This is a genomic window from Streptomyces laurentii, assembly GCF_040635425.1.
GTDB classification, from domain to species: domain Bacteria; phylum Actinomycetota; class Actinomycetes; order Streptomycetales; family Streptomycetaceae; genus Streptomyces; species Streptomyces laurentii.
The window spans coordinates 73,506-92,823 of the sequence record NZ_JBEYHT010000025.1 but is presented as its reverse complement, the minus strand read 5'-3'; the positions used below and the strand labels follow the sequence as shown (position 1 = coordinate 92,823).

Sequence of the window (19,318 nt, the reverse complement as noted above, 5' to 3'; positions counted from 1 at the left end):
GGGCGGCTTCCTGTCAATGCGCCCGGCCCGGGCACGGGGCGCGACGCGGCCGGTGCGCCGTGCGGTCTGCCGTAGGCTCGGACGGGTGTCGCAGATTCCCGGGAAGATCCACGAACTCACCGTCGGCCAGCTGTCCGCGCGCAGCGGAGCAGCCGTCTCGGCCCTGCACTTCTACGAGTCCAAGGGGCTGATCGACAGCCGTCGCACCAGCGGCAACCAGCGCCGCTACACCCGCGACACGCTGCGCCGGGTCGCCTTCATCCGGGCCGCCCAGCGCGTCGGCATCCCGCTCGCCACCGTGCGCGACGCGCTCGCCCAGCTGCCCGAGGAGCGCACCCCCACCCGGGAGGACTGGGCCCGGCTCTCCGGAACCTGGCGGGCCGAACTCGACGAACGCATAGACCGGCTCGGCAAATTGCGCGACCACCTGACGGACTGCATCGGTTGTGGCTGCCTGTCTCTGGAGACCTGCGTGCTGTCCAACCCCGACGACGTCTTCGGCGAGCGGATCACCGGCTCGCGCCTGCTGGGCGAGCGCAAGCCGGGCTGATCCCAGGGGATTCAGGGGAGTCGAACGGCGCGGGACGGGAGCCCGCCACCCCCGTGGGCGGGCTCCCGTCCTGTTCCCGGGCGTGTGCGCGTCACTCGGCGCGTCACTCGTACTCGGTGCCGCCCTTACGGGTCAGATACGCCGGGCTGACCGCCTTCGCGATCGCGCGCCCGACGACGACGGGGCTGTACCGCTCGGTCACCGGGCGGATCACGACTCCTTCGCGCAGGTGCAGTTCGCGCCCCGAGACCGTCTCCCGGCCGCTCGCCAGCGCGAGGACGTGATCCCGCTCGTACGGGCCGGTGTACAGGCGCGGTACGAGCGGCAACTCGCCCGGCTCCAGCACCTCGGCCGGGTCCAGCCAGCGCACCTGCCCGTCGATCTCGGCGGACACGTCGAACAGCGCGTACCCCACCCCGTCCTCGGCGCGGGCGTCCGCCCCGTACGCCAGGTCCTGCACCCCGTCCCCGTACACCTCGCCGTAGAACCCGACCCGGCGCGCGCCGAGCCGCTTCGCGAGCCGGGCGGCGACGGCCGACAGACCGTGCCGGAGGACGGCGCGCCAGTACAGGTTGCGCGGGTCCTCGACGAGGGCCATGCCCCGGGCGCCGAAGCCCTTCGAGGAGACGAGTGTGCGGTCCTCCTCGGCGAGGTACGTCACGAGGCAGGCCGTGCCGTGCAGCTTCTCGGTGAGGACGACGGGCTCGCCGGGCGCGAAGACGTCCGGAAACCGGTGCAGGTTCTCGATCTCGACCCACGGCAGCAGATCCGGCGCGGACTCCACCGCGCCGCTCATGGTCGGCGGGATCGGCGGCGCCCACTTGGTGATCCCGAGCCGCTCCGCGAAGTCCGTGCCGTCCTCGGCCGCCCGGCGCAGGTCCACCCCGTCGAGCGCGCGCGGCCGGCACACCAGCCCCTGTGACAGCTCGCCGCGCAGCCGGACCGCCTTGACCCGGTTGCCCGCCTTCCCGGCGAGCCGCCCGGTCAGACCCAGTTCGTCGACGAGCGCGTCGGGCAGCACGGCCTGTTCGGGGATGTAGAGCGCGATGTCACCACTGCGGTACGTGCCCTTGGCGACGACCGCCCGGTAGAGGCCGACCTGCGCGAGTTCGAGCGCGTCGGCGTTCGGGTGGACGTGGACGGTCAGGGTCTCGGCGGTGACGCGCAGCGTCGACATGGTCAGGACTCCGGTCGTTCGGCGGGTATCGGGGGCGTGGTCATCCCCGCCACTGTGCCGGGCCCCGAAATCGCTGGGCGAACGGATTATCGACTGCTAGCGTCGCGCTCTTCGGCCGCGCCGGGCGCCCGGAACGGGGCGGTCACCGGCGCCGGTCGAGCGGAGCGCGGGCCGCCGGGGTCACGCCGCCCGGGCCAGCCGGGACGCGGTCCCCGGGTCGTGGGCGCGGGTCCGGGCGCGGGGGGACAGGACGGGGCGCGGTATGCGCACTCCGCAGTCCACGCACACCGGGCCGAACCACGGCTCGTCCCGCGTGTTTCCCGTACGCCATTCGACATGCCGCCCCGCGCACACCGGGCAGCCCTCGCCCGGGCCCCGCCGCAGCGCGGCCACCAGCCGCCCCAGCACCTCCGGCAGCGGCGCGGTCGGATGGTGCTCCGGGTCGTCGCAGCGGGCCACCCCGTTGCCGCCCCAGATTTGGCGGTGCCAGGCGTCGAGAGAGGCGGGCCGGCGCAGCCCGTCGCGCTTCTCGCGGCGCCGCCGCGCCGCGAACTCCGCCTCGTACGCGAGCCACACGGCCCGCGCCTCCTCCAGCTCCTCCAGCGCGGCCACCAGCCGCGCCGGATCCGCCTCCCGGTCCTCCGGGCCGAAGCCGTGCCTGCGGCACAGATGGTCCCAGGTCGCGCGGTGACCGTACGGAGCGAACCGCTCCAGGCACTTGCGCAGGGCGTACCGGCGCAAGGCCGTGTCGCACCGTGGATCGCGGACCTGTCTCGCGAGACTCCGGAACCCGGCCATGTCCTGCCACCTCCGTCGCTGCTACTCCGGCGTTATCAGAGGGACGAACGAACGGCCTTTCCTGTTCCACCCATCGATTCGATCACTCGTGTGGGGGACACCGCAGTGACGGAAACCAGCCGCCGGATCGCGCCCCCTCCGCCCCGCCTTGCCTCAGGCGAAGCGCCCGGCTCGCGCCACCACCCGGGCCAGCTCCTCGTGGCAGATGTCGCTGTGCTCGGACACCACCGCGGCGGCGTCCACGTTGACGCACCCCGAGGCGGGCAGCCCGTCGTGCAGCGCCGCCGCCAGCGTGACGGCGGATGTGCCGGGAACGGCCTGGACCCCGTCGTGGCCCACGGCCCACCAGCGGCGGTCGTCGCCGAGCAGCCCGTCGTCGTCCCGGGCCAGCCGGGACGCCAGCGGGTAGAAGATCCCGAGCGCCGTGTCGTGCCGGGAGTGGCAGGCGACCAGCGGCCCGTCCACCCGCGCCTGCAACCCGGGCAGCGAGCCGGCCCGGGCCGATCCGTACGGCACCCGGTCGGCGAACGCGTAGTGCGAGAAGGCGCCCTGGAGCAATGTCACCGACTTGACCGGGCGCACCCCCTCCGGCAGTCCGCCCAGCGCGTGCGCGATCAGCCGGGCGCCGAAGCTGTGCCCGGTCAGATGGACCCGCACGTCCGGTGCTTTCCGGGCGAGTTCGCCGAGCAGCGGACCGAGCCCGCGCTCGCCGACCACACCCGCGCGGCGCTTCATCGTGTAGTACGTCGCCTGCCGCAGCGCCTCCTTGGCACCGCGCCACAGCCGCTTCACCGGATCGCCGCCGAACAGCTCGGCCGCCCCCGCGCCCGTCGCCGTCTCGTGCGCGTCGGCGAACATCGCGTACACCGCCCGCGGGTCCCCGACCAGGAACCCCGGCACGTCGGACCCGGCGGCGAGCCCGGGGCCGTCCGGCACCCCCGCCAGCTCCCGCAGCAGCCGGGCGAACTCCGCGAGCGACGCGTCGTCCGCGGGCTCCGCCTCGGCCAGCTCCGCGAGCCGGGCGACCGCCGTCGCCCGTTCCGGGACGGCCGCGGCCACCGCCGCGTAGTCGGGCACCTGCTCGTCCGAGAACATGATCGAGGGCCAGACGAGCCCCGCGTACCCCAGCCGCGCCGACGTGCCCGCCACCCGCGGGAAGGGCGCGAAGAAGCGGTCGAAGAGCCCGGCGGCCTGCGACGGCGTGTTGTTCCAGCCGTGCGTGAAGACCACCAGGTCCGTGCATCCCCGCCGGGCGAGCGCCGCCAGCGCGTCCGCCTGCCCGGCCGGGCCCTCGCCGTCCTTGTCGAACACGATCTCGTGGTACGGCTCGACACTCGTCACCGTCGTGGTCATGGCCCCGTCCCTCCGCGTCGAGGTGTGCCTCGCCCGCGGGCCGGATCCGGGAGGACGGGGCGGGGGCGGAGGGCCGCACCGGGCCTCGCCCCGCCCCGTCCCGGCCCGGCACGGCCGCTCGGGCGTCCGCCGGGATTCTTCCCGCGTACGGCACGGGCCAGTCGCCGACGGGACGTCAGTGGCGCAGTCTCGCCGCGGAGATCCGCGGGAAGTAGACGACCGCGTCGTACGACCGGGACAGCGACTGGTCGGTCACGTCGCCCGGCCACGGATACGCGGTGCCGATCGACCGGGTCGGCCGGGCGCCGGCCAGCCAGGCCCGCGCGGCCGGTGTGGCGGTCCGCGTGTCGAGGAGGAACGGGCGCGTCGAGACCCGGTCCAGGACGGCCTCGTTGCTGTCCGGCCCGAGCGGGCCCAGGGTGAAGACCCGGAGCGGCTCGCCGGGCGCCTCCGTGTCGTGCGCGGTGAACGAGCCCTGCCCGAAGGCCGCGCCGATGGACACGTAGTCCCGGCCCAGCGCGTCACGCAGGAACGCGCCCTGGATGCGCGGGTACTGCGCGGGGTTCGGCGTCTCGTAGCCGACATGCCCGTCGTGCGCGGACAGGACCATCCGGTCGCCCGTGTGCCGCTGCCACCACACCGTGTTCTCGGCCATGATCCGGTCGCGGTAGAGCATGGCCCCGGCGATGCCCTGGTCGCTCCCGAAGTCGTACGTGTACTCCGTGCCGACCTGGGCGATCGCCCGCGCGTGCTGCACCGCCCAGGTGTGCGCCTCGCGCGCCGCGCGCCCCGGACCCGCCGGGCCCTGCTCCTCGAGCAGGGCGAGCGCCCGCCGGACGTCCGCGCCCATGGCCCGCCGCTCGGTGATCGGCATGTTCATGTACGCGTTCATCCAGGCGTCGACGTCGTCGCCGGCCGGCCGCGAGGCGCGGTACAGCTCCCGGAAGCGGGGGAGCAGGGCCGGGCGGGTGCGGGTCACGTAGTCGGTGACCTCGTCGAAGAGGTTCGGGCCGGCGTAGCCGAGGTCGTTGCCCATGAAGCGGACCTGATGGCCGGGATGGCGCAGATTGTGCTGTCGCATCCAGCGGAAGAGGTCGAGGTACTCGCCGGTGTTCCAGAAGGCGTAGGAGTTCTGGAACTCGTCCCGCATGATCTTCTCGATGTCGCCCTTGCCGGAGCGGACGTAGCCGTCGACGAGCAGGCCGGTGCTCCAGTTGGCCTCCAGTGCGAAGGTGGTGAACCCACGCCGCTCGACGAGGTCTTCGAAGATCCGGTGCTTGGCGGTGAAGAACTCGGCGGAGCTGTGCGTGGCCTCGCCGATCCCCACCACCTTCGCCGAGCCGACGATCCGCTCCAGTGTCCGTGTGTCGGTCAACGGGCCTGCGGTGGCGGCGAGTTCACGGGCCGGGTCGGGGGTGGACGCGGGCCGCTCGGCGGCCTGGGCGACGGGGACCGCGAGGCCCAGGCAGGCGGCGGCCAGCAGGGCCGTGAGCGGGCGCAGGGGACGGAAGGGCCGGCGGCGACGGGTGCGTAACGTGTGCATGATCCCAGCCTCGCCGCGGGCCCCGGGCGGGGCCATCCGGACGCCACCCGTCGCCGCCGGGGGACAGCCCCACCGTCTCAGGTGTCCCCCGGCCCTCACCCGCCGTCAGTGGTACATCAGATACGCCTTCCGCATCGCCCGGAACGCCGCCAGGTCCGCCTCCCAGGCCCCGGCGACCTCGTCCACCGGCGCGCCCGCGTCGATCATCGTGCGCACCCGCGCCGAACCGGTCAGCTTGTCGATCCAGTCGTCCGGCCGCCACGCGAACCCGCTCCACGTCCGCCGCGCCGTGACGAGCAGCGCGATCCCGGTCCGTACCGGGTCGAAGGCCGTCCGGTCGTGCACCATCAGCTGCACCCCGCCGACCGTCTTCCCCTGGAACTTGGAGAACGTCGGCGCGAAGTACGCCTCCCGGAAGCGCACCCCCGGCAGCCCGAGCGCGTTGGCCGCCTCCGCCCAGGACCCGTCGATCCCCTCGGCGCCGAGCAGTTCGAACGGCCGGGTGGTGCCGCGCCCCTCGGACAGGTTGGTGCCCTCGAACAGGCAGGTGCCGGAGTAGACCAGCGCCGTGTCGGGCGTCGGCATGTTGGGGCTCGGCGGCACCCACGGCAGCCCGGTCGTGTCGAAGAAGTCGGCCCGCCGCCAGCCCGTGGCGGCGACCGTCTCCAGCGGTACGGGCTTCGCCAGGAACTCCGCGTTGAACAGCCGGGCCAGCTCCGCGACCGTCATCCCGTGCGCCTGCGCGATCGGCTCACGGCCCACGAACGTGGCGTACGCCCGGTCGAGGACGGGGCCGAGCGCGGCCCGCCCGGTCACCGGGTTCGGCCGGTCCAGGACGACGAACCGCTTCCCGGCGAGCGCGGCCGCCTCCATACAGTCGTACAGCGTCCAGATGTACGTGTAGAAGCGGGCGCCCACGTCCTGGATGTCGAAGACGACCGTGTCGACGCCGGAGGCCGTGAACACGTCCGCCAGCGGCTGTCCGCTCTTGGTGTACGTGTCGTAGACCGGCAGTCCCGTCGCCGGGTCGTCGTAGCGGCCCTCCGAACCGCCCGCCTGCGCCGTCCCCCGGAAGCCGTGCTCGGGGCCGAAGACGGCGACCAGGTCCACCCGGTCGTCGGCGTGCATCACGTCCACGAGGTGGCGGGCGTCGGCGGTGATGCCGGTCGGGTTGGTGACCACGCCGACCCGTTGGCCGGCGAGCGGCGCGTAGCCGCCGGCGGCGAGCCGGTCGAAGCCGGTCCGCACCGCGCGGCCCCGGCCGGGCGGCGCGTCCGCCGCCGCGGGCACCGCGCCCGCCCCCACTCCCGCCGCTGCCGCCGCGACCACGCCGCCGCCCGCGGTCAGCAGGCCGCGCCGGGACGGACCCCGCCTGGACAGGCTCATGAAGAGACCTCCTTGATCGCCTTCCCTGACATGGCCACGCACGCTAGCGCCGACCGCGGCCCAGCGGGAGGAGGCGTGCGCGAGGAACCTGAGGAAGGAGTGACCGGGGGGACCGGGGGCCGCGCTCTTCCCCGGGTCCATACCGACCGGTTAGTCTGCGCGCACGGCAGCCGAGGCGCGTACGGCAGCAGCCGACGCGCGCACGACGGCCGAGGAGACAACGGACGGACGGACGGACGGAGAGACGGAGAGGTGGACCCGATGAGTTCGCTTGAGGGCACGGGAGTGGTCGTGACCGGCGCGGCCGGCGGCATCGGCGCCGCACTCGCCCGCCGGTTCGCCGCCGAGGGCGCGCGGGTCGTCGTCAACGACCTCGACCCGGAGCGCACCCGGGCCGTCGCCGACGAGATCGGCGCCCTCGCCGTCCCCGGCGACGCCTCCACCGTCGTCGACGAGGCCCGCGCCGCGCTCGCGGGCGCCGGCGCGGCCGTCGACATCTGGTGCGCCAACGCCGGACTCGGCTCGCCCGGAGACGCGTTCGCCGACGAGGAGACATGGGCCGCCGCCTGGGACGTCAACGTCATGGCCCATGTCCGCGCCGCCCGCGCCCTGCTGCCCGACTGGCTGGAGCGCGGCAGCGGCCGCTTCGTGTCCACCGTGTCGGCCGCCGGCCTGCTCACCATGATCGGCGCCGCCCCGTACAGCGTGTCCAAGCACGGCGCGTACGCCTTCGCCGAATGGCTCTCCCTCACCTACCGCCACCGCGGCCTCAAGGTCCACGCGATCTGCCCGCAGGGCGTCCGTACGGACATGCTCACCGCCGCCGGATCGGCCGGCGAACTCCTCCTCGCCCCCACCGCCGTCGCGCCCGAGGCCGTCGCCGACGCCCTGTTCGACGCCATGGCCGCCGACCGTTTCCTGGTCCTGCCGCACCCCGAGGTCGCGGGCTACTACGAGGCCCGGGCCACCGACCCCGAGCGGTGGATCGGCGGCATGAACCGCATCCAGCGCACCTGGGAGGCGAACGGCGGCTGACGGGCCTTCCCACCCGCCGTCCCGGGGCGGCCGGTCACCGGCCCGGCGGGAAATGGGAAGATTCCCAGGACGGGACCGCGCACCGCGGCCCCCCACCGAACAGCGGGAACGGTCGTGGCAGCGGCCGTCCGCACGTACGTCACGAGAGAAGGAGCGGCATGCCCAGGACGACGGACGGGAGCGGAACGCCCGTCCCCCAGAGGCTGCTGGCCGCCGCCACCCGGCTCTTCGCCGAGCAGGGCTACGACCGGACCTCCGTCCAGGAGATCGTGGAAGCGGCCGGCGTCACCAAGGGCGCCCTCTACCACTACTTCGGCTCCAAGGAGGACCTGCTCCAGGAGGTGTACGCGCGCGTGCTGCGACTCCAGCAGGAGCGCCTGGACGCCTACGCGGACTCCGACGCGCCGGTCGAACGGCGGCTGCGCGACGCGGCCGCGGACGTGGTCGTCACCACCATCGAGAACCTCGACGACGCGTCGATCTTCTTCCGCTCCATGCACCACCTCAGCCCGGAGAAGAACCAGCAGGTACGGGCCGAACGGCGGCGCTACCACCAGCGGTTCCGCGCCCTGATCGAGGAGGGCCAGCGGGCCGGGGTGTTCTCCGACGCGACCCCGGCCGACCTGGTGGTGGACTACCACTTCGGCTCGGTCCACCACCTGTCCACCTGGTACCGCCCGGACGGACCGCTCACCCCGCAGCAGGTGGCCGACCACCTCGCCGACCTCCTGCTGCGCGCCCTGCGCCCGTAGGACGGGAGCGCCTCGCCCGTACGGCGGAGGCGGGTCGCGACCGGCGAGGGACGCCCGGGAGCGGGTCCGGCGAGGAGGATCGACGCGTCGGTCACCACCCTGCCGGACACCTCGCCGGACACTCCGAACGGAGCCCCGCCATGCTGCTGAAGCCCGCCTTGCGCGCCACCGCCGTCCTCGCCGTCGTCGCGACGCTCGCCGCCCCGGCCGCCTGGGCGGCCCCCGCGCCGGAGTCCGTGCCCGAGCCCGCGGCCACGTCGCTTTCCGCGCCCGTCGCGTCCGCCGCCGACGGCCTCGCCACCTCCGACCTGACGGGGCGGGCCAGGCTCGGCTACCCGGTCGAGACGGAGGCGGTACGGGTCACTGTCGAAGCCCATGCCGCCTTCGGGCCCGGCTCCTTCCCCACCCGCTCCTGGGGCACCTTCCGTATCTCCCACGTCATCGACGGCAAGGACTACTGGGGCGACTTCGCGGTCGACTGCCTCACCACCGGCGGCCCCACCGCCACCGTGACCGGACGCCTTCAGCGCACCAGCCCCGGCCACCCGTGGCGCGAGGCCCTCGACGCGCACACCCGGATGGGCCTCAGTTTCTACGTGCCCCGGGACGGCGCAGGCGGCCCGGCCCGTGTCGGACTGTCCGGAGCCACCCTCAAGAAGCAGCCGCTCCTGACGAAGTGCATGTCCTCCGCGGCCGACATGCCGGTCGTCGAGGGCGGCTACACCCTCGGCGACCGGCACGTGTGACCCCGGCGCGACCCCGGCGGGAGGCCGGCCGGAGCGTCACATGTATGTCTTCAGCTCCCGGCGCGCCAGCGACCGCTGGTGCACCTCGTCCGGCCCGTCGGCGAGCCGCAGCGTCCGCGCCGCCGCCCACAGCTCGGCGAGCGGGGAGTCCTGCGAGACGCCGCCCGCGCCGTACAGCTGCACCGCCTGGTCGATGATGCCGACGACCGCCCGCGGTGTGGCGATCTTGATGGCCTGGATCTCGGTGTGGGCGCCCCGGTTGCCGGCGGTGTCCATCAGCCAGGCCGTCTTGAGGACGAGCAGCCGCAACTGCTCGATCGTCACCCGGGCGTCCGCGATCCAGTTCTGCACGACGCCCTGCTGGGCGAGCGGCTTGCCGAAGGCGGTACGGGAGAGCGCGCGCCGGCACATCAGCTCGACCGCCCGCTCGGCCATGCCGATCAGCCGCATGCAGTGGTGGATGCGGCCCGGCCCGAGGCGGGCCTGGGCGATGGCGAAGCCGCTGCCCTCCTCGCCCAGCAGGTTCGCGGCCGGGACCCGGACCTGGTCGAAGACGACCTCGGCGTGGCCGCCGTGGGAGTGGTCCTCGTACCCGTACACCCGCATCGCGCGCCGCACCTCGACCCCGGGGGTGTCCCGGGGGACCAGGATCATCGACTGCTGGCGGCGGACGTCGGCGCCGTCCGGGTCCGTCTTGCCCATGACGATGAAGATCCGGCAGTCGGGGTGCATCGCCCCGGAGATGTACCACTTGCGGCCGTCGACGACGTACGAGTCGCCGTCCCGCCGGATCCGGGTCTCGATGTTGGTCGCGTCGGACGAGGCGACCTCGGGCTCGGTCATCGCGAACGCCGACCGGATCTCGCCCGCGAGCAGCGGCTCCAGCCACTGCTTCTTCTGCGCCTCGTCGCCGAACTGGGCGAGCAGCTCCATGTTCCCGGTGTCGGGGGCGGCGCAGTTGGTGACGGTGGGCGCGAGGTGCGGGCTGCGGCCGGTGATCTCGGCGAGCGGCGCGTACTGCAGGTTGGTGAGCCCGGCCCCGTACGCGGTGTCCGGCAGGAAGAGGTTCCACAGGCCCTGGCGGCGCGCCTCGGCCTTCAGCTCCTCGACGATCGGCGGGACGTCCCACGGGGAGGCGAGCGTGGCGCGCTGCTCCTCGGCGACGGCTTCGGCGGGGTACACGTGCTCGTCCATGAAGGCGAGGAGTTTCGCCCGCAGTTCCTCGGTGCGGGCGTCGAACGCGAAGTCCATGGCGGATCAGCCTTCCTGGCTGCGGAGGGTGGTGAGGCCGTGCTCGATGAAGACGGGGACCAGCTCGCCGATGCGGTCGAAGCCGGCGCCGACGGTCTGGCCGAGGGTGTAGCGGTAGTGAATGCCCTCGAGGATCACGGCGAGCTTGAACCAGGCGAAGGCCGTGTACCAGGCCAGGGCGCCGGTGTCGCGGCCGGAACGGGCGGCGTAGCGCAGGGCGAGCTCGGCGGCGGCGGGGTGGCCGGCGGCCGTGGCGGTGGTCGAGATGGGGGAGTCCGGCAGGTCGAGCGGGGTGCTGTACATGACCAGCAGGCCGAGGTCGGTGAGCGGGTCGCCGAGCGTGGACATCTCCCAGTCCAGGACGGCCCTGATCCGGTCGTCCGGGCCGACGAGCACGTTGTCGAGCCGGAAGTCGCCGTGGATGACGGTCGGCGCGGGGGACACGGGCAGCCCCTGGCCGAGGGCGGCGTGCAGTTCGTCGATGCCGGCCAGCTCGCGGCCCCGGGACGCGGCGAGCTGCTTGCCCCAGCGGCGCAGCTGCCGGTCGAGGAAGCCGTCGGGGCGCCCGAAGTCGCCGAGCCCGGCGGCGGCCGGGTCGACGGCGTGCAGGTCGACGAGGGTGTCGACGAGGCCGAGGACGGCGGCGCGGGTGCGGTCGGCGCCCAGCGGGGCGAGTTCGGCGGCCGAGCGGTACGGGGTGCCCTCGACGAACTCCATGACGTAGAACGGCGCGCCGAGCACCGACTCGTCCTCGCACAGCAGGACCGTGCCGGGCACCGGGACGGCGGTGTCGGCGAGCGCGCTGATGACCCGGTGCTCGCGCTTCATGTCGTGCGCGGTGGCCAGGACGTGGCCGAGCGGGGGCCGGCGGACGACCCAGCGGCCCGTGCCGTCGGTCACCACGTACGTGAGGTTCGAGCGGCCGCCCTCGATCAGCCGGGCCTCCAGCGGGCCGGCGACCAGACCGGGGCGCTCGCGGTCGAGGAAGCGGCGCAGCCGCTCGGGGTCGAGACCTGGCAGGGCGGAACTCATGCGGGCATACCTCCGGGATCGGCGTCGCGCTCATCATGACCGACCAGTCGGTATGTCGTCCAGAGGGGGATCCCCGGGGACCCCCGGACGCCGGCCCCAGGGGTGTGGGGGCCGGTGTCCGGGGGAGCGGGAGGGGGTGCCCGGAGAGCAGGGGATCGGATCGGATCCAGGGGAGGGTGGGACGGTCAGGCGTGGCAGGCCACGGGCCGGCCGCCGTTCATCACGGTCAGGTCCGCGAACACGGTCGCCAGGTCCAGCGGATGCCCCTCCGGCAGACCCTCCAGCTCCGCGTACGCGCGGTGCAGATTGGCCACCAGACGCTCGCTCTCCGGCCAGTCCGCGAACTCGCCCAGGTCGGCCCGCCGCGCCGTCTCCAGCGGCGTGTCCCCCTTGGCCCGGCCCTCCTCCGCGAGCTCCCGCACCCAGCGCAGATAGCGCTCGGCCGGGGCGTACGCGGAGGGATCGGTGATCCGGCCGTGGCCCGGCACCACCGTCTCGGCGTCCAGCGAACGCAGCAGGTCGAACGCCCGCAGCGAACCGGCGAGCGAGCCCATCAGCACGAACGGCGTGCCCCCGTTGAAGACCAGGTCGCCGGTGAACACGATGCCGTGCCGGGGCAGATGGACGATCGAGTCGCCGATCGTGTGCGCCCGGCCGGGGTGGATCACCCGCACCTCGGTGTCCCCGACGTACAGCGTCAGCCGGTCGCTGTAGGTGAGGTGCGGCGGCTCGATCTCGACGTGCCCGAAGTCGGTCTCCGGCCACAGGAGGTGGAGCTGGCGGCCGGCCGCGAGCTGCTCGGAGCGGCAGCTCTCGTGCCCGATGATCCGGACCTCGGGGAGGAACACCCTGTTGCCGTAGGTGTGGTCGCCGTGGTGGTGGGTGGTGACGATGGTGCGGGGCAGCGCGAGGCCCGCGTCGCGGACGGCATCGCGCAGCAGCAGGGCGCGGCGCTCGGTGGCGGCGGTGTCGACGAGCAGGGTCTCGCCGCCGTCGCCGAGGAAACCGGCGTTGTTCAGGCACCAGCCCCCGTCGGGCTGGATGAAGGCATGGACGTGCGGTGCGAGTGTGACCACGTAAGGATCGGTGGCGGACAAGGAATTCCCCCCGGTGAGAGCCCGATTCGACAGGGGAAGAGTGCCAGTCGGCCGGGCCGGTGGGAAGCGCGGTGATCACCGGGGAGTCGCGCGGCGGAGAACAGGGGAATCGCGGGATCGCGGAATCGAGCGATCAGGGGCCGGGGTTGGGGCCGGGGCGTCAGAGCACGATGGCGACCGCGAACCCCGCGAAGGCGATCGCGCAGGCCGCGGCGAGCAGCGCGCCGCGGTGGGACAGCGGCCGGGGCCGGGCCGTGCTCAGGGACCGGATGCGCTGGTGGGCCACGGCCACGAGGCCCAGCCAGGCCAGCATCGACAGCCCGACGGCGGTCAGCCCGGCCGGGGTCGGCCCGCCGTGGAGCACCTGCCGGGCGGCGAGCAGGGCGACCACCGCGGCCGACAGTGTCGTCCGGCGCCAGGCGAGCCGGGTCCGTTCGGGCTGCAGCCCGGGGTCCCGGACGGTCTCCGCCGCGGCCGCGTGCGCCGATCGGGGTTCCTCTTCCGGTTCCTCTTCCGGTTCCGGTACGGGCTCGGGTACGGGGTCCGGGCCCGGCTCCGTCCCGGGCGGGGGGCTCACCGCTCGGCCCAGCCGAAGAGCACGATCGTCACCATCGCGAGCGCGACCAGCGCCACCGTCAGGCTCAGGACGGCCGGGAAACGGGACGCCGGCAGATCCTCGTCGCGCCGCATGGCCCGCTCGGTGCGGACCCAGTGGTTCACGGCGCGCAGCGCGCACAGCACCCCGGCCGCCAGCAGCGCGAGCGAGAGCGCGACCCGCAGGCCCCAGGCCAGGTCCGGCAGGAACTGGGCCACGGCGAAACCGCCGCCGATCAGCGCGAGCGCCGTCCGCAGCCAGGCGAGGAAGGTGCGCTCGTTGGCCAGCGAGAACCGGTAGTCCGGGGTCGTGCCCTCCTCCTGGAGGCGGCGCGGCGCGAACCACAGGCGCAGGGTCTGTACGAAGTCGCTCACCCGGGCACCTTATCGGCGCCTCTCCGCGAAGCGGCGGGTCACCGCCGGTGCGTGCCGCCGTGCGCCACCGGCCCTCCGCCACCGTCCTCCTGACGCTCGGGCGACCCGTCCGGTCCGCCCGTCCGGTCCGCCGGTCCGGTCAGCCCTCCCGGTGCGCCCGCAGCCGTTCGTACGCGGCGAGTCCGTCCGGCACCCACGGCCAGTCGCCGAGCCGGGCCTCCACCTCGGCCTCCGGCAGGAAGGCGTGCCAGGCCACCTCCTCGACCTGCGGATGCACGGGCAGATCGCAGCGCACCTCGTAGACGGCCGACCACCACTTCCCGGCCGCGCCCCCGTCGTACAGGAACCGGAACAGCGGTACCGGCCGGGCGAGTCCGGTCACCCCCAGCTCCTCCTCGGCCTCGCGCAGCGCGGCCTCGTCGTACGACTCGCCGGCCCCGAGGACCCCGCCCACGAACATGTCGTACCGCGACGGGAAGAGTGCCTTCGTCGCGGTCCGGCGGTGCACGAAGATCCGGCCCTGGCCGTCCCGCACCTGGACGAACGAGACCCGGTGGATCAGCCCCCGCGCGTACACCTCACCGCGCGGGGCCCGACCGGTCACCCGGTCGTTCTCGTCGACGACGTCGATCACTTCATCAGCGCTCATGCGCCCCATCATGGACCCGGGCGGCACCGGTCCGCCCGCACCGGTCCGCCCGCACCGGCCCCACGCACCGGCCCCACGCACCGACCCGGGCCGGACCGTTGACGCGCCGCACCGCCCTCTCCAGGATGCGGTGCATGTCTCATGCGCCGTACGACGCCGATGTCATCGTCATCGGGGCCGGCCTCGCCGGTCTTGCCGCCACCGCCGAACTGGCCGACGCCGGCCGTTCCGTCCTGCTCCTCGACCAGGAACCCGAGCAGTCCATCGGCGGCCAGGCCCACTGGTCCTTCGGCGGCCTCTTCCTCGTCGACTCGCCCGAGCAGCGCCGGATGCGGATCCGCGACAGCCACGCCCTGGCGCTCCAGGACTGGTTCGGCACCGCCGGCTTCGACCGCCCCGAGGACGCCTGGGCCCGCCGCTGGGCCGAGGCGTACGTGCACTTCGCGGCCGGCGAGAAGCGGGCCTGGCTGCACGGGCTCGGCGTGCGCTTCTTCCCGGTCGTCGGCTGGGCCGAGCGCGGCGGCTATGAGGCGACCGGCCACGGCAACTCCGTACCCCGCTTCCACATCACCTGGGGCACCGGCCCCGGTCTCGTCGCCCCCTTCGAACGCCGGGTGCGCGAGGGTGCCGCCCGCGGCCTGGTCCGCTTCCGTTTCCGGCACCGCGTCACCGGCCTCGCCCGTACGGCGGGCGCCGTCGACACCGTCACCGGCGACGTCCTGGCCCGCTCCGGCGTACCGCGCGGCACCGCCAGCGACCGTCGGGTCACCGGCTCGTTCTCGCTGCGCGCCCAGGCGGTGATCGTCACCAGCGGCGGCATCGGCGGCAACCACGACCTGGTCCGCGCCCAGTGGCCCGAGCGCCTCGGCACCCCGCCCGCCCGGCTGCTCTCCGGCGTCCCCGCCCACGTCGACGGTCTGATGCTCGGCGTCGCCGAGGCCGCCGGAGCCCACCACGTCAACCGCGACCGGATGTGGCACTACACCGAGGGCATCGAGAACTGGAACCCGATCTGGGTCCGGCACGGCATCCGCATCCTGCCCGGCCCCTCGTCGCTGTGGCTGGACGCGACCGGCCGGCGGCTGCCCGTCCCGCTCTTCCCCGGCTTCGACACCCTCGGCACCCTCGAACACATCATGCGCACCGGCCACGACCACACCTGGTTCGTGCTGGACCAAAGGATCATCGGCAAGGAGTTCGCGCTCTCCGGCTCCGAGCAGAACCCCGACCTCACCGGAAAGTCCGTGCGCGGCGTCCTCGACCGCGCCCGCGCCGACGTCCCCGGCCCGGTCCGGGCGTTCATGGACAAGGGCGCGGACTTCGTCGTCGAGAACGATCTGGCCGCCCTGGTCCGCGGCATGAACCGGATCACCGGGAAGGACCTGATCGACGAGGCCGCGCTGCGCCGCGAGATCACCGCCCGCGACCGCGAGATCGCCAACCCCTTCACCAAGGACCTCCAGATCACGGCGATCCGCGGGGCCCGCCGCTATCTGGGCGACCGGCTGATCCGTACGGCCGCCCCGCACCGGCTCCTCGACCCCGAGGCCGGCCCGCTGATCGCCGTACGGCTGAACATCCTCACCCGCAAGTCCCTCGGCGGCCTCCGGACCGACCTCTCCTCCCGGGTCCTCACCCCCGGGGGCGAGCCGCTGCCCGGGGTCTACGCGGCGGGTGAGGCGGCCGGCTTCGGCGGCGGAGGCGTCCACGGCTACCGCTCCCTCGAAGGCACCTTCCTCGGCGGCTGCCTCTTCTCGGGACGTACGGCGGGCCGCGCGGCCGCGAAGGCGGTGGGCTGAGCGGCGACGGGAAAGCGGTGAGGCCCCGGAGCGCGGGGGAATCCGCGCTCCGGGGCCTCGTCTCAGGGCAGGGGCCGCCGCGTCATATGACCAGCGACAGCAGCAGCACGAAGACGATGCCGACCACCGAGATGATCGTCTCCATCACCGACCAGGTCTTGACGGTCTGGACGACGTTCATGCCGAAGTACTCCTTCACCAGCCAGAAACCCGCGTCGTTGACGTGGCTGAAGAAGAGCGAACCGGCGCCGATCGCCAGGACGAGCAGCGAGACCTCGCCGGTCGACATGCCCTCGGCCAGCGGGGCCACCAGGCCGGCCGCCGAGATGGTGGCGACGGTGGCCGAGCCGGTCGCGAGCCGGATCGCTACGGCGATCAGCCAGGCGAGCAGCAGGGCCGGAATGGACCAGCTCTTCGAGAAGTCCAGGATCATCTGGCCGACGCCGAGGTCGATCAGGGTCTGCTTGAAGCCGCCGCCGGCGCCGACGATCAGCAGCACGCCCGCGATCGGGGCCAGCGACTTGTCGACGGTCGAGGACAGCCGCTCCTTGGTGAAACCGGCTGCGCGGCCCAGCGTGAACAGGGCGACGATGACGGCGGCGAGCAGCGCGATCAGCGGCGAGCCGATGACGTCGGTGACCTTCTGCACGGCGTTCGCCGGGTCGTCGACGACGATGTCGACGAGCGCCTTGACCAGCATCAGGACGACCGGCAGCAGCACGGTGGCGACGGTGACGCCGAAGCCGGGACGCTTCTCCAGGCCCTCCGACGGACGGGCCGGGATCATCTTGTCCGGCGCCGGTATGTCCACCCAGCGGGCGGCGTACCGGGAGAACAGCGGACCGGCGATGACGACGGTCGGGATCGCGACGAGCAGGCCGAGGGCGAGCGTGACGCCCAGGTTGGCGCCGACCGCGTCGATGGCGACGAGCGGGCCGGGGTGCGGCGGGATGAGCCCGTGCATCACGGACAGACCGGCGAGCGCCGGGATGCCGATGCGCATGAGCGAGTAGTTGCCGCGCTTGGCGACCAGCAGCACCACCGGGATCAGCAGCACGATGCCGACCTCGAAGAACAGCGGCAGACCGATCACGGAGGCGATGAGGACCATCGCCCACGGCATCGACCGGCCGCCCGCCTTGGCGAGGATCGTGTCGACGATCTGGTCCGCGCCGCCGGAGTCGGAGAGCAGCTTGCCGAGGATCGCGCCCAGCGCGATCAGCACGCCCACGCCGGCCACGGTGTTGCCGAGACCGGCGCTGAAGGACGCGATGGCGCTCGCGAGCGGCGCGCCCGCGAACGCGCCGAGCGCGAGCGAACCGATGGTCAGAGCCAGGAAGGCGTGCAGCTTGAACTTGGTGATGAGCAGGACGATGACGGCGATGCCGGCGAGCACGGCGATGCCGAGCTGGGCGTTGCCTGCCGAGGTGATGGGTTCGGCGGCGTCCGCTGCCAGGATCTCGACGCTGAGACTGGTCACGGTGGGGTCCTCGGGGATCAGTGGGGGAGCCGGCGCAGTGCGGCGACGGCCCGGGCGGTGATTTCTTCGGGGGTGCCGGACACGTCGACGGCGACGCCGGCCTCGTCCTCCCGCAGCGGCTGGAGGGTGGCGAACTGGGAGTCGAGCAGAGCGGTCGGCATGAAGTGTCCCTGACGCGCCCGCATACGCCGCTCGATGAGCTCCCGGTCACCGGTCAGATGCAGGAAGACCACGCCGGGGGCGGCCGCGCGCAGCCGGTCCCGGTAGATCCGCTTCAGCGCGGAGCTGCTCACCACACCGCCGAGCCCGGCCCGGCCGTGGGCCCACTGCCCGATGGCGTCCAGCCAGGGCGCCCGGTCCTCGTCGTCGAGGGGGATGCCGGCGGACATCTTGGCCACGTTGGCGGCCGGGTGGAAGTCGTCGCCCTCCGCGTAGGGAGCGCCGAGCGCCTCGGCGACCAGCGGACCGATCGTGGTCTTGCCGGTTCCGGCGACGCCCATCACGACGACGACCCGGGGGAAGTCCGCCGGGCCGTCGGGCAGGGGGGTGGTGCGCATGGGGGATGCCTCGCTGTCTTCTTCGACATCGATCCGTCGCGCTCATGAAACCCATTGAGTACGACTTATTCAAGAGGTTGTGACCTAAACATCGTACTTATTACGGTGGGTGCGAGTGCCGTCGCGGGGTGCGTAGGCTTGCCGGCATGACGACACCGGCCCAGGGGCTCCATCCGCACGTCCTGACCTCCCTGGGTCTCGCGATCACCGCGGGGGACTATCCGCCCGGCAGCGTGCTCCGCTCCGACGAGCTGGCCGAGCGCTTCGAGGTGTCCCGGACCGTGGTGCGGGAGGTCGTGCGCGTCCTGGAGTCCATGCACCTCGTCGAGTCCCGCCGCCGGGTCGGCGTGATCGTGCTGCCCACCGAGCGGTGGAACGTGTACGACCCCCAGGTCATCCGCTGGCGCCTGGCCGGCGCCGACCGCCCCCGCCAGCTCCGTTCGCTCACCGTGCTGCGCTCCGCGATCGAACCCGTCGCCGCCGGCCTCGCCGCCCTGAACGCCGGCCCCGAGCAGTGCCGCGCGCTCACCGAGCACGCCCTCGGCATGGTCGCCACCTCGCGCGGGCGCCGGCTGGACGAGTACCTGGTGCACGACATCGCCTTCCACCGGGTCGTCCTCGACGCCTCCGGCAACGAGATGTTCGCCCGGCTCGGTGACGTCGTCGCCGAGGTCCTGACCGGCCGTACCCACCATCAGGTGATGTTCGAGGACCCCGACCCGGCCGCCGTCACCCTGCACGTCCGGGTCGCCGAGGCCGTACGGGAGAAGAACGCGGCCCGCGCCGAGGAGCTGACCCGGCAGATCGCGGTCGGCGCGCTGAGGGAACTCGACGTCCTGGCGCCGTGACGCCCCCCGGTCCGCCCCGGGCTCCGCCGCGGGCCGGGACCCCCGGTGGACGGAGCGTGATCACCGACGCGTGGGGTGAAGTGCTCGAATCCGGGCGTTCGGTGACATACGCCTCCTCCGGTGCTCCCTCGCCAGCCGCGAGGGCGTGCGCCGGCCGTGCCGGAGCCGCACCCCGCCAGGGGACGGCCGGGCACCGACCCTTCCCCCCTGGGCGCCGGCGGCTGGTACCTGGTCCGCCGCCGCGTCCGCGTCCTGGCGAAGGACGCCGCCGACCAGGACGGACGCCCGGGACCGCC

At 73.7% G+C, this 19,318-nt stretch carries 19 protein-coding genes; 6 read left to right on the top strand and 13 right to left on the bottom strand.

Features of this window, described 5'->3' with window-relative positions; all coding sequences use genetic code 11:
• The first annotated feature begins 85 nt into the window (after positions 1-85).
• Positions 86-550 (top strand): redox-sensitive transcriptional activator SoxR, encoded by a 465-nt coding sequence (gene soxR / locus ABZ693_RS17965; RefSeq protein WP_359877809.1) that lies wholly within the window; start codon positions 86-88, stop codon positions 548-550.
• A 103-nt stretch (positions 551-653) separates the two neighbouring features.
• Here soxR and ABZ693_RS17960 read toward each other — a convergent pair whose 3' ends face one another.
• The 5 genes from ABZ693_RS17960 to ABZ693_RS17940 form a co-directional block, all read right to left on the bottom strand.
• On the bottom strand, positions 654-1,727 hold the full coding sequence (locus ABZ693_RS17960) for an RNA ligase (ATP) (RefSeq protein ID WP_359877807.1): 1,074 nt from the start codon (positions 1,725-1,727) through the stop codon (positions 654-656).
• Between the two features lie 180 nt (positions 1,728-1,907).
• On the bottom strand, positions 1,908-2,525 hold the full coding sequence (locus ABZ693_RS17955; RefSeq protein ID WP_359877804.1) for a hypothetical protein: 618 nt from the start codon (positions 2,523-2,525) through the stop codon (positions 1,908-1,910).
• A gap of 153 nt (positions 2,526-2,678) precedes the next feature.
• Positions 2,679-3,878, bottom strand: a complete 1,200-nt coding sequence (locus ABZ693_RS17950; RefSeq protein WP_359877802.1) for a serine-threonine protein kinase — start codon at positions 3,876-3,878, stop codon at positions 2,679-2,681.
• 175 nt (positions 3,879-4,053) lie between these two features.
• Entirely contained in the window at positions 4,054-5,421 is a 1,368-nt protein-coding gene (locus ABZ693_RS17945) for an erythromycin esterase family protein (RefSeq protein ID WP_359877799.1), read from the bottom strand.
• A gap of 105 nt (positions 5,422-5,526) precedes the next feature.
• The gene (locus tag ABZ693_RS17940) at positions 5,527-6,807 is read right to left on the bottom strand and encodes an exo-beta-N-acetylmuramidase NamZ family protein (protein ID WP_359877797.1); all 1,281 of its coding nucleotides are present in this window, start codon (positions 6,805-6,807) and stop codon (positions 5,527-5,529) included.
• Positions 6,808-7,068: 261 nt separating this feature from the next.
• Here ABZ693_RS17940 and ABZ693_RS17935 point away from each other — a divergent pair, with 261 nt between their 5' ends.
• The 3 genes from ABZ693_RS17935 (at position 7,069) to ABZ693_RS17925 (ending at position 9,340) form a co-directional block, all read left to right on the top strand.
• A complete protein-coding gene (locus ABZ693_RS17935; RefSeq protein WP_359877796.1) occupies positions 7,069-7,842 on the top strand; it encodes an SDR family oxidoreductase in 774 nt (257 codons plus the stop codon).
• Between the two features lie 158 nt (positions 7,843-8,000).
• Positions 8,001-8,594, top strand: coding sequence for a TetR/AcrR family transcriptional regulator (locus ABZ693_RS17930; protein ID WP_359877793.1), 594 nt, complete (start codon positions 8,001-8,003; stop codon positions 8,592-8,594).
• 140 nt (positions 8,595-8,734) lie between these two features.
• Positions 8,735-9,340 carry a hypothetical protein gene (locus tag ABZ693_RS17925; RefSeq protein WP_359877790.1) on the top strand — a complete coding sequence of 202 codons (606 nt, stop codon included), beginning with the start codon at positions 8,735-8,737 and terminating at the stop codon, positions 9,338-9,340.
• Between the two features lie 36 nt (positions 9,341-9,376).
• On the opposite strand, the gene ABZ693_RS17920 is transcribed toward ABZ693_RS17925, so the two are convergent.
• From ABZ693_RS17920 to ABZ693_RS17895, 6 genes are all read right to left on the bottom strand, one after another.
• Positions 9,377-10,591, bottom strand: coding sequence for an acyl-CoA dehydrogenase family protein (locus ABZ693_RS17920; RefSeq protein WP_359877788.1), 1,215 nt, complete (start codon positions 10,589-10,591; stop codon positions 9,377-9,379).
• Positions 10,592-10,597: 6 nt separating this feature from the next.
• Entirely contained in the window at positions 10,598-11,623 is a 1,026-nt protein-coding gene (locus tag ABZ693_RS17915) for a phosphotransferase family protein (protein WP_359877786.1), read from the bottom strand.
• Positions 11,624-11,808: 185 nt separating this feature from the next.
• Positions 11,809-12,720: an MBL fold metallo-hydrolase gene (locus ABZ693_RS17910; RefSeq protein WP_359877784.1), complete on the bottom strand. Its 912-nt coding sequence runs from the start codon at positions 12,718-12,720 to the stop codon at positions 11,809-11,811.
• Between the two features lie 160 nt (positions 12,721-12,880).
• On the bottom strand, positions 12,881-13,165 hold the full coding sequence (locus tag ABZ693_RS17905; protein ID WP_359877854.1) for a DUF202 domain-containing protein: 285 nt from the start codon (positions 13,163-13,165) through the stop codon (positions 12,881-12,883).
• Between the two features lie 128 nt (positions 13,166-13,293).
• Positions 13,294-13,689: a YidH family protein gene (locus tag ABZ693_RS17900; protein ID WP_359877782.1), complete on the bottom strand. Its 396-nt coding sequence runs from the start codon at positions 13,687-13,689 to the stop codon at positions 13,294-13,296.
• Positions 13,690-13,828: 139 nt separating this feature from the next.
• A complete protein-coding gene (locus ABZ693_RS17895; RefSeq protein WP_359877779.1) occupies positions 13,829-14,338 on the bottom strand; it encodes an NUDIX domain-containing protein in 510 nt (169 codons plus the stop codon).
• Positions 14,339-14,463: 125 nt separating this feature from the next.
• Here ABZ693_RS17895 and ABZ693_RS17890 point away from each other — a divergent pair, with 125 nt between their 5' ends.
• Complete coding sequence (locus tag ABZ693_RS17890) at positions 14,464-16,137, top strand: FAD-binding dehydrogenase (protein WP_435842456.1); 1,674 nt, start codon at positions 14,464-14,466, stop codon at positions 16,135-16,137.
• Positions 16,138-16,219: 82 nt separating this feature from the next.
• On the opposite strand, the gene ABZ693_RS17885 is transcribed toward ABZ693_RS17890, so the two are convergent.
• Together ABZ693_RS17885 and ABZ693_RS17880 are read right to left on the bottom strand one after the other, a co-directional pair.
• Positions 16,220-17,617: a GntT/GntP/DsdX family permease gene (locus ABZ693_RS17885; RefSeq protein ID WP_359877774.1), complete on the bottom strand. Its 1,398-nt coding sequence runs from the start codon at positions 17,615-17,617 to the stop codon at positions 16,220-16,222.
• A gap of 17 nt (positions 17,618-17,634) precedes the next feature.
• A complete protein-coding gene (locus ABZ693_RS17880; RefSeq protein ID WP_359877771.1) occupies positions 17,635-18,174 on the bottom strand; it encodes a gluconokinase in 540 nt (179 codons plus the stop codon).
• A 146-nt stretch (positions 18,175-18,320) separates the two neighbouring features.
• On the opposite strand from ABZ693_RS17880, the gene ABZ693_RS17875 reads away from it, so the two are divergent.
• Positions 18,321-19,022, top strand: coding sequence for a FadR/GntR family transcriptional regulator (locus ABZ693_RS17875; RefSeq protein WP_359877770.1), 702 nt, complete (start codon positions 18,321-18,323; stop codon positions 19,020-19,022).
• Positions 19,023-19,318 lie beyond the last annotated feature (296 nt).

What these genes read in the sequence shown, in the direction of transcription:
- ABZ693_RS17875 (WP_359877770.1), top strand. Translation starts at nt 18,321, where the DNA reads ATGACGACACCGGCCCAGGGGCTCCATCCGCACGTCCTGACCTCCCTG.
- ABZ693_RS17890 (WP_435842456.1), top strand. Translation starts at nt 14,464, where the DNA reads ATGCGGTGCATGTCTCATGCGCCGTACGACGCCGATGTCATCGTCATC.
- ABZ693_RS17920 (WP_359877788.1), bottom strand. Translation starts at nt 10,591, where the DNA reads ATGGACTTCGCGTTCGACGCCCGCACCGAGGAACTGCGGGCGAAACTC.
- ABZ693_RS17880 (WP_359877771.1), bottom strand. Translation starts at nt 18,174, where the DNA reads ATGCGCACCACCCCCCTGCCCGACGGCCCGGCGGACTTCCCCCGGGTC.
- ABZ693_RS17915 (WP_359877786.1), bottom strand. Translation starts at nt 11,623, where the DNA reads ATGAGTTCCGCCCTGCCAGGTCTCGACCCCGAGCGGCTGCGCCGCTTC.
- ABZ693_RS17945 (WP_359877799.1), bottom strand. Translation starts at nt 5,421, where the DNA reads ATGCACACGTTACGCACCCGTCGCCGCCGGCCCTTCCGTCCCCTGCGC.
- ABZ693_RS17895 (WP_359877779.1), bottom strand. Translation starts at nt 14,338, where the DNA reads ATGAGCGCTGATGAAGTGATCGACGTCGTCGACGAGAACGACCGGGTG.
- ABZ693_RS17930 (WP_359877793.1), top strand. Translation starts at nt 8,001, where the DNA reads ATGCCCAGGACGACGGACGGGAGCGGAACGCCCGTCCCCCAGAGGCTG.
- ABZ693_RS17950 (WP_359877802.1), bottom strand. Translation starts at nt 3,878, where the DNA reads ATGACCACGACGGTGACGAGTGTCGAGCCGTACCACGAGATCGTGTTC.
- ABZ693_RS17935 (WP_359877796.1), top strand. Translation starts at nt 7,069, where the DNA reads ATGAGTTCGCTTGAGGGCACGGGAGTGGTCGTGACCGGCGCGGCCGGC.
- ABZ693_RS17925 (WP_359877790.1), top strand. Translation starts at nt 8,735, where the DNA reads ATGCTGCTGAAGCCCGCCTTGCGCGCCACCGCCGTCCTCGCCGTCGTC.
- ABZ693_RS17960 (WP_359877807.1), bottom strand. Translation starts at nt 1,727, where the DNA reads ATGTCGACGCTGCGCGTCACCGCCGAGACCCTGACCGTCCACGTCCAC.
- ABZ693_RS17940 (WP_359877797.1), bottom strand. Translation starts at nt 6,807, where the DNA reads ATGAGCCTGTCCAGGCGGGGTCCGTCCCGGCGCGGCCTGCTGACCGCG.
- ABZ693_RS17955 (WP_359877804.1), bottom strand. Translation starts at nt 2,525, where the DNA reads ATGGCCGGGTTCCGGAGTCTCGCGAGACAGGTCCGCGATCCACGGTGC.